The following is a 12,955-nucleotide window of genomic DNA, read 5'->3' as shown; positions in this document are numbered from 1 at the left end:
ATATAGGTTTATCGTATTATGACGTTTAAATCAGCAATGATAGCTGCCCTAGCACCTTTGGCACTGTCAACCTCCCTCTTTTTTTCTCACATTACAACGGCTGCTGAAGTTCCTCCTGAAACAAAACTCGACAAAACTCAACATCTAACACGTGGTATAGGCGCTGAACCTAGCTCCCTCGATCCTCATTTAGTTTCTGGAACACCAGGTGGGTTTGTGATTCGCGACCTTTTTGAAGGACTTACGACCGAAGACCCATATGGTAAGATTATCCCAGGTCAAGCTGAACGCTGGACAGTGAGCGATGATAAGAAAGTATATACATTCTACTTACGTAACAACCTTAAATGGTCTAATGGCGATCCAGTCACAGCACATGACTTTGTATTTTCCTTTCGTCGCTCTGTAGATCCCAACCTTGCTTCCCCGTACTCCTGGTATATTGAGCTGATCGGAATCAAAAATGCCAATGAAGCTTTACGGGGAAAAGTGAAACCTGAAACAATTGGCGTCAAAGCACTTAATGATACAACCCTTGAGATCACATTAAACCAACCCACCCCCTACTTTATAAAAACGTTAGCTCATTACACGACATATCCAGTACACTCAGCATCAGTGAAGAAATATGGAAAAAAATGGACACTACCACAAAACATTGTATCCAATGGCCCTTATAAATTAACCAAATGGGTTGTTAATGAGCGAATAGAATCTGAACGCAACCCATATTATTGGGATAATAAAAAAACTGTCATTGATCATGTGACTTACTACCCTATCGAATCCTCCAACACCGAATTAGATCGTTATCGCGCTGGCGAGCTGGATATCACCCATACCATTGCAGAAAATCATTTCAAAAAACTAAAAAAGACCATACCTGATGAAGTAAAAACACACGGCATTGTTGCTACATACTACTATTCAATTAACTTACTCAAAAAACCCTTTGATGATGTTCGGGTCCGTAAAGCCCTTTCGCTCGCCATAGACCGTGATATTATCGCCAACAAAGTCCTGGGATTAGGTGAAATTCCTGCCTATAACTACATTCCACCTTATGTTGATGGCTATCAAGCCGTTGAATCAACTTATGCCAGTATGACACAAAAAGAGCGAATTCAACTCGCCCAAAAGTACCTAAAGGAAGCAGGAATTACAGAAAAAAACCCGTTAAAATTCCAAGTTTTATACAACACCTTAGAAGCGCACAAAAAGGTTGCTATTGCCCTCTACTCCATGTGGCAGAAAAATTTAAAACACGTCAAAGTTGAAATATTGAACCAAGAGTGGAAGACCTTTCTCACCAACAAAGAGCAAGGTAACTTTGTCGTAGCAAGGGATGGTTGGAATGGTGACTATAATGAAGCATCCACTATGCTTAGTACATTACTAAGCTACAGCAAACAAAACTATGGGCGCTGGAACAATAAAACATTTGACCAGCTATTTACAGAGGCAACTGTTGCTGAAAACCCCAGCCTATACTATCAAAAAGCAGAGAAACTTATACAAGAGGAAATGCCAATTATTCCCTTGTACTATTATGTTTCAAAGAATCTGGTAAAACCATCTATTGGTGGATTCAGTAACCGAAATCCTTTAGATAACTTCTTATCTAAAGACCTTTACAAAGTCCAGCTGTAACACAACAAGCCTCTTGTTCCCTAAGGGGATAAAGGCAATTTGTGAGGGGACATAAAAAAACGCAACCCTGCCTTTAATAGGTATGGGTTGCGCCAATCATCGGTTTTCTCGCTTAACTGCTCTCCTCCTAAGATTGTGTGCAAGGTATACAATCCATCATGCATACCATACACACACCACTTGAGGTGTTATATTTCAAGCAGCATATCGCGGGCCGGAGTATACGACAGATTTTGTGCTTCTGCTACACTCTTACAGGTAATTTTGCCTTTCGCAACATTCAAGCCATTCAATAAGTGCTCGTCTTCTTCCAAAGCACGCTTTGTACCTTTTTCAGCGATTGCCAGCACATAAGAAAATGTCGCATTGTTGAGCGCAAGGGTTGATGTGCGTGCAACAGCACCGGGCATATTGGCCACACAATAGTGCACCACATCATCCACAATAAAAGTAGGGTCCTGATGAGTTGTCGCCACCGATGTTTCTGCACACCCCCCTTGGTCGATAGCTACATCAACAATAGCAGCGCCTGGCTTCATTTGTTTAATATGCTCACGAGTAATCAGTTTAGGAGCGGCCGCACCAGGGATCAGTACCCCACCAATCACCAAATCCGCTTCTAAAATATGATCTGTAATGGCGTGTGCAGTGGAGAACACGGTTTTAATACGATTACCATAGTGCTGATCTAGGCGACGTAATACATCCACATTTTTGTCCAGAACAATCACATCAGCCCCAAGACCCACAGCCATTGCAATTGCATTCTGACCAACAACACCACCGCCTAACACAACCACTTTGGCAGGTTCAACACCAGGCACGCCACCCAATAATAGACCTCGACCACCGCAATATTTTTCAAGACAGTGAGCACCAGCCTGAATTGACATACGTCCTGCCACTTCTGACATAGGTGCTAATAGAGGTAAACGACCAAAGCTGTCGGTAACAGTTTCATAAGCAATACAGGTAGCACCCGATTCAATCAGGTCATTTGTTTGGGGAACATCGGGAGCTAAATGCAGGTAGGTAAAGAGTGTTTGATCCGCTCTGAGCATCTTACGCTCAATCGCTTGTGGTTCTTTGACTTTAACAATCATCTCAGCCTGAGCAAAAATGCCTGCCGCATCAGCGACAATTGTAGCCCCTGCATGAATGTAATCATCATCACTAAAGCCCACCCCATCACCGGCTTTAGTTTCAACCAAAACCTGGTGATTTCTCTGAGTAAGCTCACTCACAACAGCGGGTGTCAAGCCAACACGGTACTCATGGTTTTTTATTTCTTTAGGTACACCAATCAACATGGTCTACTGCCTCCCTTATACTTGGGTCATTAGTCCAGCATTAACAATAAAAGCTGCTTGTTGTATGATTAGTAGCTGAGTTTGTTACAGAAATTTTTCACAAGTTTAGCCCAAAATGTACAGTTATTCTTATTATTTTTTCTTTATACACAGTGATATCTACTAGTATCGGAATAAAACACAGAAATATTCACCTGACCTATTATTCATTTACCTGCAGGATTTGACTGTCTCAATTTGACTATCTCAAATAGTTACTCACCGAGAAGGATCAATCAAACAACTCACGTTTTGCTACCTGATTTCACTAAAAAACAACTTAACGCTACTATTTTTAGCCCTTAAATACGCCTGTAAGGTTGCCAGCACTTATACGCAGATGGGAGAATATATTTACAGGTAGCCCTCCAGCGTAAAGATAGACATTGGCCAATAGTCACTCATTCTACTTAGAGCCTTTTCTCTAAGTGGTCGTTTTTATCCTAGGATTAAAAACAATACGACTATTGTTTACTACGTTAGACTGTTTACTACGTTAAACGCGCACCAATAAAACTTAAGTGTGGGCTGTTGTCATATGTATTACGTTTTGTTTATAGCTTTTATGCTGGGTATATCTATTAACAAAAAGAGTGGACGTTTATTGTGAAAAAATTACTGTTTATTATTGTTATTCTTGCTGCAGTGGTTGCCGGAGGACCTTTCGTGTCCGGTATCCAGGCTGAAAAGCATTATGATACAAGTGTTGTTCAGTTAGAGCAGGCTTTGACTGAATATCAACACTTATTAAGTTATTCTGTCAAAAAAGATTACCAACGTGGCTGGTTCCAATCACAGGCAACAACTGAGTTAAAAATTACACCTAAAAATGAAGAAGCGCCCATTACCCTTAAAATGCAGCACAGTATCCAGCATGGTCCTGTTTTTTGGGGCAAAAGCCCACTCTTTGGTTTAGCCAGTACAACGACTGACTTACAATATTCAGCAGAAGCTCAAAAAACCATCAAAATGCTTTGGAAAGACAAAAAGCCTTTGGCTATTTCCAGCGTAACAGGCTTCTCTGGTGAAACCACATTTGACATTAAACTCACCCCCTTCACCCTTGAGGAAGGAGGCAATACCGTTGAGGTCAAACCAGCCCAAATCAATGCCAGAATTACCCCTCAAGCTGATAAGCTGAAGGCCTCAGGTAATTGGCAAGGTATGAGCTTAACCAGCCAAGATGGCAAACTACACGTTGGGAAAATGACATTCAGCTCTGACAAAGCCCGTGCTCTCGAAACACTATGGATGGGTGACGATAAAGTCGATATTGATTTTATCAATGTTACAGACCCCAGTGGTGCTTCATTTCGTGAAGTCAATCTACAAGACTTTTCCATGGAATCCCACTCAGAATTGCAAGCGGAAGCTGTTAATGCGCATGCTAACTTACGTTTTGCCGCTATCACCGTTGACGAAAAAAAGCTGGCCAGTGATGTTATCCTTAACTTAAAACTCAACAATATTGCCGCTAAACCCCTTGTTGCTATACAACAAATCGTGACTGACTGGCAAAAGCAAACTATGCAACAAACCAGTTCAACACCACCCGACTTTACTCAGATCCAGCCTCATTTACAGGCGATTTTAAAGCAAGGACCTACTATCGAAATTTCCAAACTGCATGCTGAAACAGACAAAGGTAATGTTGATGCTGATTTAATAGCGTCTATCAAAACAGATAACCCCATGCTATTAAGTAACCCACTTTTTATGCTGGGCGCTATTCAGGCAAAAGCTAATGTCAGTATGCCTAAAGCCCTATTAATGGAATCACCTATGGCGCCACAATTGGATATGTATATTCAACAAGGTGTTCTGAAAGAAGAAGCAGGTCAGTTAAAAGCAAAAGTGAATTTTACGGATGGTAGTTTAACCATTAACGATAAAAAAATGATGTAACCCCTCTCCCCCCCAGTGAAGAAAATATTAACACTTCTCTGGGGGCCACTTTTTATTTTACCAACCCGCTTGTGTCGCTTGCTGCTCAAGGTATTCATAACCTTTTCGTGCATAAGTCAATGGGTGAGCAATGGCAGGGTCCTGCTCTGCTTCAACAACCAGCCAACCTTCATAGCCTTTGTTAGCCAACGCGTTTAATAACGCTGAATAATCAATACAGCCATCTCCTGGCACGGTAAAAACACCCTGTAACACCGCATTTAAAAAGCTACTATCCGAATTTTTGGCCCACGCTAAAATCTCAGGTCGAATATCCTTACAGTGCACATGACAAATTCGTTGGCCGTAACGTTGAATAATGGTTAGGGGATCGCCCCCACTGTAAGTTAAATGCCCCGTATCCAACAGCAATCCGATGGTATCGTCAGTCATCTTCATTAACCGGTCAATGTCACTCTCTGTTTCAACGACCGTTCCCATATGATGGTGATAAGCCAATCTCACCCCCTCGGCTAAGGTATAAGCGGCTATCTGGTTTAGTTTTTCTGTAAACATTTCCCACTGCGCGTCGGTCATAACCGGTCGGTGAGACAATGGCGTATCTTGTCGTCCATGAATACACCCCGTCACTTCTGCAAACACCAATACCTCCGCGCCCAATGCTTTCAATAAATTTAAATGACCTTGTAAGGCATTTATTTCATCGTCTACATGTCGCTGTAAAAGTTGACCGCTATACCAACCAGACACCAACTCAAGTTGAAATTGCTGCAGTATTGGTCCTAATACATTGGCTTCACGTGGAAATTTATTACCTAATTCAAACCCCAAATAACCCGCCTGTTTCCCTTCTCGTAAACAGGTTTCTAATGGCGTATCAGCACCCAGTGAAGGTAAGTCATCATTGGTCCAGGTTAATGGATTAATGCCAATTTTTATTGTCATTGCTAAAACTCTCTCTAGCACTTATATACAGCATATTTTTATGATTATTTGATGTATTGACTAATACGGCTGTTGTCGTTTAGCGTGCTCATACGCTGTTCTAGCCTTATTTATCTGGTCCCGCTCCGATACCTCTGGTACAGCAACATCCCACCAAAAACCACCCGCTTCTGTTGACTGCCGAGAATCAGTATTGATAGTGATCACATAGGTTCGAATAGCGGCTTTAGCTCGGGTTAGTGCCTGTTCCAGTGACTGAATTGAGCTAACGTGCTCAGCATCTGCTCCCAATGAACGTGCATGGGCTGCAAAGTTAACCTGTAACGCCTCGTCTTCAGACCTGTAACAGTCCACTAACAGATTATTAAAAGGCGCACTGCCACAATGCTGCTGTAATCGGTTAATACAGCCAAACCCCTGGTTATCCAACACCACAATAATAAGCTTCATGCCCATCATCACAGATGTGGCAATCTCACTGTTCAACATGAGATAGCTACCATCACCAACCATCACAAGCACATCTTTCTGCGGATCAGCCAACTTAACACCTAGTCCTCCCGCAATTTCATACCCCATACAGGAATAGCCATACTCCAAGTGATAGCTACCCGGTTGAGAGGCACGCCATAGCTTATGGAGCTCTCCTGGTAAACCACCAGCAGCCCCCACTACTACAGTATGCTCATCAGCCCACCGCTGCACAGCACCAATCACTTGAGCATCACTAATACCTGTATGGTTTTGACCTAAGGCCTGCTGTGCCAACTGAGATATGGTTGATTCTGTACGTTCTGCAAAAGGTGCAGCCAATACCTGATCTGCCTGGGTAAACCATTGCTGACGATGGTGTTGAGCCTGAGCAATCCACTCGGCTGACGGTTGCCATGTGCTATGTTGCAAAGCACTAAAAAGCTGTTCCAAGCCAACCCTAGCATCGCAGATAAGGGGGATTGCTTGATGTTTATGCGCATCAAAGCCGTTAACATTTAACTGAATAAGCTTGAAATCGGGGTGGTTAAACAGTGTGCGAGAGCCAGTGGTAAAGTCCTGTAACCGCGTGCCAACCGCAAGTACAACATCCGCTTGAGTCGCCAGTGCATTCGCCGCGCTGGTTCCAGTAACGCCTATGCTGCCCATATTGCATGGGTGCTCCCAACTTACCGCCCCTTTCCCCGCCTGAGTTTCAACAATCGGTATCCGGAACCGCTCTGCCAAATTCAACAGCGCTGTAAACGCTTCACTGTAGTGCACACCTCCTCCCATCACGAGCAAAGGACATTGGCTTTGCTGTAGTAATGCCACAGTCTCCTGCAACTGTCGAACATCGGGTTGTGGTCGGTAAATACTGTGCCATTGTGGGGTAAACCAGTACTCAGGATAGTCATAACTCATCGTCTGGACATCTTGTGGCAGCGCTAAGGTGACGGGTCCACAATTCACTGGGTCCAATAATACAGACAGAGCGGTAGGCAGGCTGTTAATAAGCTGCTCAGGTCGAGTAATTCGATCAAAATAGCGAGACACTGGGCGAAAACAGTCGTTAGCCGTAATGGTCGGATCAGTAAAATACTCCACCTGCTGTAACACGGGATCAGGCACCCGACTGGCAAACGTATCGCCTGGCAGCAATAACACTGGAAGCCGGTTAACATGGGCCAATGCAGCTGCCGTCACCATATTCGTTGCACCTGGCCCTATTGAAGTGGTGCAGGCCATCATTCGCCGACGTCGATGCGCTTTGGCGAAAGCAATCGCAGCATGAGCCATACTCTGTTCATTATGCGCACGAAATGTTGGGAGTTGCGCTTGGCTGTGATAGAGCGCCTCACCAAGCCCACTGACATTACCATGCCCAAAAATAGCAAAGACACCTGCAAATAATGGCGTGCTTTCAGGCTTAGTTTCTTTATTCAGAGTTGTCGTTGCAGAATTAGTCTCAGCTTCAATCTCAATAAACTGGGCAGCAAGATAGTTGACCAATGCCTGCGCCATCGTCAGCCGAATAGTTTTCATGCCAGCCTCCTTGCCTTATCTGTCACCCTCGTACTTTTAGTGTTATGAACAGATTCTCCAATACATGGGCTGTTCGCTGAATTTAGCGGCTTGCGGTACTCACGCCATCCATGGATCAACTGTTGATATTGGCTAGCCACCGTTTCTATCAGCACATCATTGGTTATTTTTCCCGCCAACCACTGCCGGCATGGCTGCCCAAACACACTCCTGCCAACCGCAAAACCTTTAACAATTGAAAACTGAGCCGCACTAGCAAAACCTGATAGAAGCTCAGCAATAGGGGCTTCTAGCCCAAGCATAACTACCCCTCGACAATGGGGTGCCCGTTCACTTATCAGCGTAGCAACCTGTTGCCAGGATGAGGCTGACAGCGCAGGTAGCTTCCACCAGTCTGGATAAATACCAAGATTATAAAAACGCTGTAAGGTTAATGACACCGTTTCAAGGCTGGCATCAAGGCCTGGGGGCACAACTTCTACCAACAGCTCATGACCTGTTTGCTGACAAACTTGATATAAACTCAGTAGCTGCTGCTCTTGTGCTAACCGGAGTGCAGACGAATCTTCCGGATGGTAATACACTAAACATTTAACAATATGTTCTAAAGGCCAGTGTTGAAGTTGTGCCAATAGTGCATTCCCCCGCTCAAATACCAGAGGCCTTGAACCGGGCTGCTCTACTGGCCTCGCCACCCACCAATCCTGGCCACTGATATGCAGGAGTGCTTGCTGCCCATAGGTACTGTCCAGCAACGTGGCCGGTCTAACCAGATCAGCACCTGCGGCACCTTGTGCTACCGCTTGTACCAATAACTGTTTTAACTCAGGCAATCGGTTCAAATCGGCACCCGTCTCATGAGCCATAGCAACAAACTGACGCCGATGATCCAGTGCTAAAGCGCAAACCTCGTCATCTTGATACACCCTACGGGTGGTAACACGATGCAAATAATCTAATTGGCGATCTACTGCAGGGTGAGAATGCTCAGCTTGCTCCACAGACTGCAGAAAGTAATCCAGCTCTTCCGCAGTGGGCATAGCGGGGGCGCAACCATGGCGTGATACCACGATCGCACCACAGGCATTAGCATAATGACAACACAGCTCAATGGATGCACCCTGTAACCAGCCACGTAAAAAACCACTCAAAAAAGCATCACCTGCACCAAGCACATTGAGCACCTCAACATTCACTCCATTTACGCAAAGGCCTTGCTCAATCGCCTCAGGAATCGCTTCTGGAAATACGACACACCCCAAAGGCCCACGCTTCATCACTAAGACCGCATCAGTGATTGTTCTAATAGCCTGTAAACTCCTTGTTAAATCACTTTCTCCTCCAGCTATACTGATTTCCTCCTCTGTGCCCACAGTTAAGTCACAATAAGGTAAAATGGACTGAATATGAGCAGTAACTGTTGCGGCAGAAACAAAACGATTTTCACCATCACCCAACTTCGTGAGTCCCCAAAGCACAGGCCGGTAATCGATATCCAGAATCACTTGTGTGCCATTCGCTTTTGCCCAGCGTATAGCCTGCAAACACACCTTATATGTGTGCGCAGTTGATAAATGAGTTCCTGTAATTAACAGGGCTTGTGCTGATGCAATAAATGCTTCGTCGAAATCTTCCAGACTCAACGCCATATCTGCACAATCATGCCGGTAAAACAGTAGTGGGAATGTGTCCTTATCTTTAATACTTAATAATACGAGTCCTGTTAGTCGCTCAGGATCACTCACCACATGACTGACATCGACTCCTGCTTGCGCTAACGTCTGTCGCACAAACTCGCCCATTTGTTCATCACCTACACGGGTCAGCATGGCTGATTTCAACCCCAGACGAGCACAGCCATAAGCAATATTGCCTGCAGAACCGCCCAGATATTTAGCAAATGTTGATACGTCCTGTAACGTTGCCCCCACCTGCTGACCATATAAGTCTACAGCAGCCCTTCCCACACAAATCACATCAAAAGTTCGTTCTGTCGCCATAAAGCACACTCCCGTTTATTTCACTTACTCACTGGTCTCACTCGCATGCCACTTGTAGCCTAATCACTGACTGACCTTGACAACTCACATCAGTAATACCGTTTTGTTTAACACTCTTTTTCAAACGTATAGGGCTGCCAAGAGGGATTATCCGCAAACATTGTCCAACGATGTGCTTCACGGAATGTGGGTGCAATATAGGGGTTATTCGGCAAGTGACGTATAGCCCAGACATACCACATACCATAACCAGGAGCTGCCACTTGTGCATGATCATGTCCAGGCATAATTTTCAACGTGTCATTGGCTTTTATTTTGTATACGTCTTCCCCATGTTCGCCATGTCCAAAGCCTTGCAGCTCAGTAAAACGATAATGGTAAATTTCTGGTTGAGGATGATGATGCGGTGGATAGCTTGACCAACGTCCTGGTAAAGTCACAACCTCACCCAAAACTAATTCCGCATTAATGTCACTATTACTTCGGTCAAATAAGGTCCTCACTAAACGTAGACTGGTATCACTAACAAGGCCTTTACCACGCGCTTCATTTGCAACCTGAGTAATTACCTTAGTCGCAAAAGGTTTATCATTAGCTACTTCAAAAACGGCAAATTCCGTATCCGTATGAAAGAAATAAATGACCTCAGTGCCTGCACATACATGCAAGCATTGTGGCTCATCATCAAATAATGAATCTCTATGTAATATGATTTCGCTGGGATCCTTAACATTATTTTTATTACTTTTTTCTGTTCTTTTTAGCACTTCATTTTTTTTAACATGAGCCGATACGTGTGTCATGGGTTCAGTAAAACGCAAAGTAACTTTTCCACGAATTAATAACCATGCCATCTCATGCTGAGTAATGATACGAAAGCTTTCGCCAGCTATAAATTTATAAATAGAAAATGCAATGCCTGTATTATCTTCCGATTCATCAAAACGCGTAATTTCAGTTTTTCCCTGAGCAAAGCCTTCTCTATACTGTGTTATATGAACCATAATGACACCCTTTATACGTTTTTATTATCCCTAACTAACCATGAGCCAGCTCAGACGATAAATTATCCATTTCTTCCCCACCGGCCATCATACTCAACACATCTTCACGGCTAACTTCACTTTTACGAAATGAGCCAAAACACGCACCTCGCTTTAAAATAGTAAATACATCACCTATGGGATAAGCATGATGCACATTGTGTGTTATAAAAATCACTCCCAAACCTCGGGTTTTTGCCTGAGCAATATAACGTAAAACAATAGCCGCCTGTTTAACGCCTAAGGCTGATGTTGGCTCATCCAAAATCAACACTTTTGCCCCAAAATATACGGCCCGAGCAATGGCAACACATTGACGCTCCCCTCCAGATAATGTACCCACTGGCTGAGAAGGATCACGCACATCAATGCCGATTTTTGCCATCTCTTCTTTAACCACTTCATTGGCTAAACGCCAATTAATTCGACGAAAAATACCCCAGCCGATCATAGGCTCCCGCCCCATAAAAAAATTACGGGTGATGCTCATTAAAGGAACCATCGCCAAATCCTGAAAAACAGTTGCAATACCATTATCTAGTGCCTCTGCGGGAGAATAAAATTCCTTACGCTTGCCACCTATATACATTTCCCCCTGACAGGGTTTATGTACACCTGACAGCGTTTTAATAAGTGTTGATTTGCCTGCGCCATTATCCCCCAGTAAACACATTACTTCACCAGCACTAACCTGTAATGAGATATCATTCAATGCAATCACATTACCAAAATATTTATTCACATGACGTAATTCAATGAGCGGTGGTTGCTTGCTCATGGACCACTCCTGTTTTTTTGATACCACCAATTAACAGTGGCAAATACTATTTATTGTTATTGTAATTTTATCTATAAATCATAATTCACAATGTTCTGACGGAAAACCAATAGCGCTTATAAAAAAAGTATTGTCAGATCAGGTTCCAGTAGCTTTTCTACGCACATAATTATTAAACATCACCGCCAGCAACATCATGCCGCCCATAAATACTTTAAACCAATCGGTATTAACGCCAGTATAAAAAATCCCCATTTGTACTGTGCCAAAAATAAGCGCGCCAAATACAGCCCCAATAGCCGAACCATATCCACCGGTTAATAATGTGCCGCCAATCACAACCGCAATAATTGCTTCAAACTCTTTTAACAGCCCTCGATTGGTATCTGCAGAACCGGCATCCATTACTTGTAAACAAGCAAATACGGTTGCAGCCAAAGCCGTCATCATAAACAACATAATCTTGACACGTGCAACTGGTACCCCTACATTGCGAGCAGCATTAGCATCACCTCCACAGGCAAAAATCCAATTGCCAAAACGCGTCATCAGTAATACCCAAGTTGCCATGGCGGCAATCACTAACCACCAGACAATCGATACTGGTATGCCCGTTACCATTGGCAGACCAGCAAAGTTTGTTTCTAACCAACCTATTTCAGCAAGCCAAGTAAAAAAGCTTTGACCAACCTCACCAGAAAACAAACCCACCAATGCATCATTTTCGGTAAGTTCTTTTAATCCACCCACCTGTGTACGACCTGTCAGTAAACGAGTAAGACCAATAGCAAGTCCACGAAGAATAAATAAAAAAGCTAACGTCACTATAAAGGATGGCAACTTTGTTTTTACTACTAAACAACCATTAATAACACCAATTCCCAGCGCAGCAATAAATGCAAATACAATAGATAACCACAAGGGCCAATCCCAAACCGCCACGGGAATAGCCACAATAAGCCCTGAAAAAGCAATCATTGAACCTATTGATAAATCAAACTCTCCCGCAATCATCAGCATGGCAGCTGCTATGGCTAAAATTCCCAGCTGGGCAGAAACCTCTAAAAAATTAATAATACCTGCGGCACTAAACATGCCACTGTCACTCGCAAAAATACCAAAAAACCCAAAAATCAATAGTACACCAGCAACAGCACCTAACTCTGGTCGGTGCAAGGCTTTTTTGAGTAAATGCTGGTGTCTTAATCGCTCATCATGGTTTTTATTTTCCACAGAAGTAATGTTAGTCAACATATTGCCACCCTTAAA

Annotated in this window: 9 protein-coding genes; 2 read left to right on the top strand and 7 right to left on the bottom strand. The window is 43.6% G+C overall.

Going from position 1 to position 12,955, the window contains the following annotated elements; translation table 11 throughout:
• Window positions 1–18: 18 nt before the first annotated feature.
• Window positions 19–1,650: a peptide ABC transporter substrate-binding protein gene (locus ACQ96U_RS01330; RefSeq protein WP_431719423.1), complete on the top strand. Its 1,632-nt coding sequence runs from the start codon at window positions 19–21 to the stop codon at window positions 1,648–1,650.
• Between the two features lie 188 nt (window positions 1,651–1,838).
• On the opposite strand, the gene ald is transcribed toward ACQ96U_RS01330, so the two are convergent.
• Window positions 1,839–2,960, bottom strand: a complete 1,122-nt coding sequence (gene ald, locus ACQ96U_RS01325) for an alanine dehydrogenase (RefSeq protein WP_431719422.1) — start codon at window positions 2,958–2,960, stop codon at window positions 1,839–1,841.
• A gap of 645 nt (window positions 2,961–3,605) precedes the next feature.
• On the opposite strand from ald, the gene ACQ96U_RS01320 reads away from it, so the two are divergent.
• Window positions 3,606–4,904: a YdgA family protein gene (locus tag ACQ96U_RS01320; protein ID WP_431719421.1), complete on the top strand. Its 1,299-nt coding sequence runs from the start codon at window positions 3,606–3,608 to the stop codon at window positions 4,902–4,904.
• 57 nt (window positions 4,905–4,961) lie between these two features.
• On the opposite strand, the gene iolE is transcribed toward ACQ96U_RS01320, so the two are convergent.
• The 6 genes from iolE to ACQ96U_RS01290 all read right to left on the bottom strand — a co-directional run bounded on the left by iolE (window position 4,962) and on the right by ACQ96U_RS01290 (window position 12,940).
• Window positions 4,962–5,849, bottom strand: a complete 888-nt coding sequence (gene iolE, locus ACQ96U_RS01315) for a myo-inosose-2 dehydratase (RefSeq protein WP_431719420.1) — start codon at window positions 5,847–5,849, stop codon at window positions 4,962–4,964.
• Between the two features lie 60 nt (window positions 5,850–5,909).
• Window positions 5,910–7,865 carry a 3D-(3,5/4)-trihydroxycyclohexane-1,2-dione acylhydrolase (decyclizing) gene (iolD, locus tag ACQ96U_RS01310; protein WP_431719419.1) on the bottom strand — a complete coding sequence of 652 codons (1,956 nt, stop codon included), beginning with the start codon at window positions 7,863–7,865 and terminating at the stop codon, window positions 5,910–5,912.
• Window positions 7,862–9,865, bottom strand: a complete 2,004-nt coding sequence (locus tag ACQ96U_RS01305) for a bifunctional 5-dehydro-2-deoxygluconokinase/5-dehydro-2-deoxyphosphogluconate aldolase (protein WP_431719418.1) — start codon at window positions 9,863–9,865, stop codon at window positions 7,862–7,864. The genes iolD and ACQ96U_RS01305 overlap by 4 nt, the downstream gene beginning before the upstream one ends.
• A 107-nt stretch (window positions 9,866–9,972) precedes the next feature.
• Window positions 9,973–10,869: a 5-deoxy-glucuronate isomerase gene (locus ACQ96U_RS01300; protein ID WP_431719417.1), complete on the bottom strand. Its 897-nt coding sequence runs from the start codon at window positions 10,867–10,869 to the stop codon at window positions 9,973–9,975.
• A 34-nt stretch (window positions 10,870–10,903) separates the two neighbouring features.
• Window positions 10,904–11,686, bottom strand: coding sequence for an ATP-binding cassette domain-containing protein (locus ACQ96U_RS01295; protein WP_431719416.1), 783 nt, complete (start codon window positions 11,684–11,686; stop codon window positions 10,904–10,906).
• Window positions 11,687–11,824: 138 nt separating this feature from the next.
• Window positions 11,825–12,940, bottom strand: a complete 1,116-nt coding sequence (locus tag ACQ96U_RS01290) for an ABC transporter permease (RefSeq protein WP_431719415.1) — start codon at window positions 12,938–12,940, stop codon at window positions 11,825–11,827.
• Between the last annotated feature and the right edge of the window lie 15 nt (window positions 12,941–12,955).

Origin of the sequence: Zooshikella sp. RANM57 (assembly GCF_050749885.1) — a bacterium.
Taxonomy (GTDB): Bacteria; Pseudomonadota; Gammaproteobacteria; order Pseudomonadales; family Zooshikellaceae; genus Zooshikella.
This window is presented reverse-complemented; position numbering and strand designations above follow the sequence as displayed.

Bases quoted from the DNA above. Each gene is read 5' to 3' on its own strand.
- ACQ96U_RS01330 (WP_431719423.1), top strand. From the start codon at position 19: ATGACGTTTAAATCAGCAATGATAGCTGCCCTAGCACCTTTGGCACTG.
- ald (WP_431719422.1), bottom strand. From the start codon at position 2,960: ATGTTGATTGGTGTACCTAAAGAAATAAAAAACCATGAGTACCGTGTT.
- iolE (WP_431719420.1), bottom strand. From the start codon at position 5,849: ATGACAATAAAAATTGGCATTAATCCATTAACCTGGACCAATGATGAC.
- iolD (WP_431719419.1), bottom strand. From the start codon at position 7,865: ATGAAAACTATTCGGCTGACGATGGCGCAGGCATTGGTCAACTATCTT.
- ACQ96U_RS01305 (WP_431719418.1), bottom strand. From the start codon at position 9,865: ATGGCGACAGAACGAACTTTTGATGTGATTTGTGTGGGAAGGGCTGCT.
- ACQ96U_RS01300 (WP_431719417.1), bottom strand. From the start codon at position 10,869: ATGGTTCATATAACACAGTATAGAGAAGGCTTTGCTCAGGGAAAAACT.
- ACQ96U_RS01295 (WP_431719416.1), bottom strand. From the start codon at position 11,686: ATGAGCAAGCAACCACCGCTCATTGAATTACGTCATGTGAATAAATAT.
- ACQ96U_RS01290 (WP_431719415.1), bottom strand. From the start codon at position 12,940: ATGTTGACTAACATTACTTCTGTGGAAAATAAAAACCATGATGAGCGA.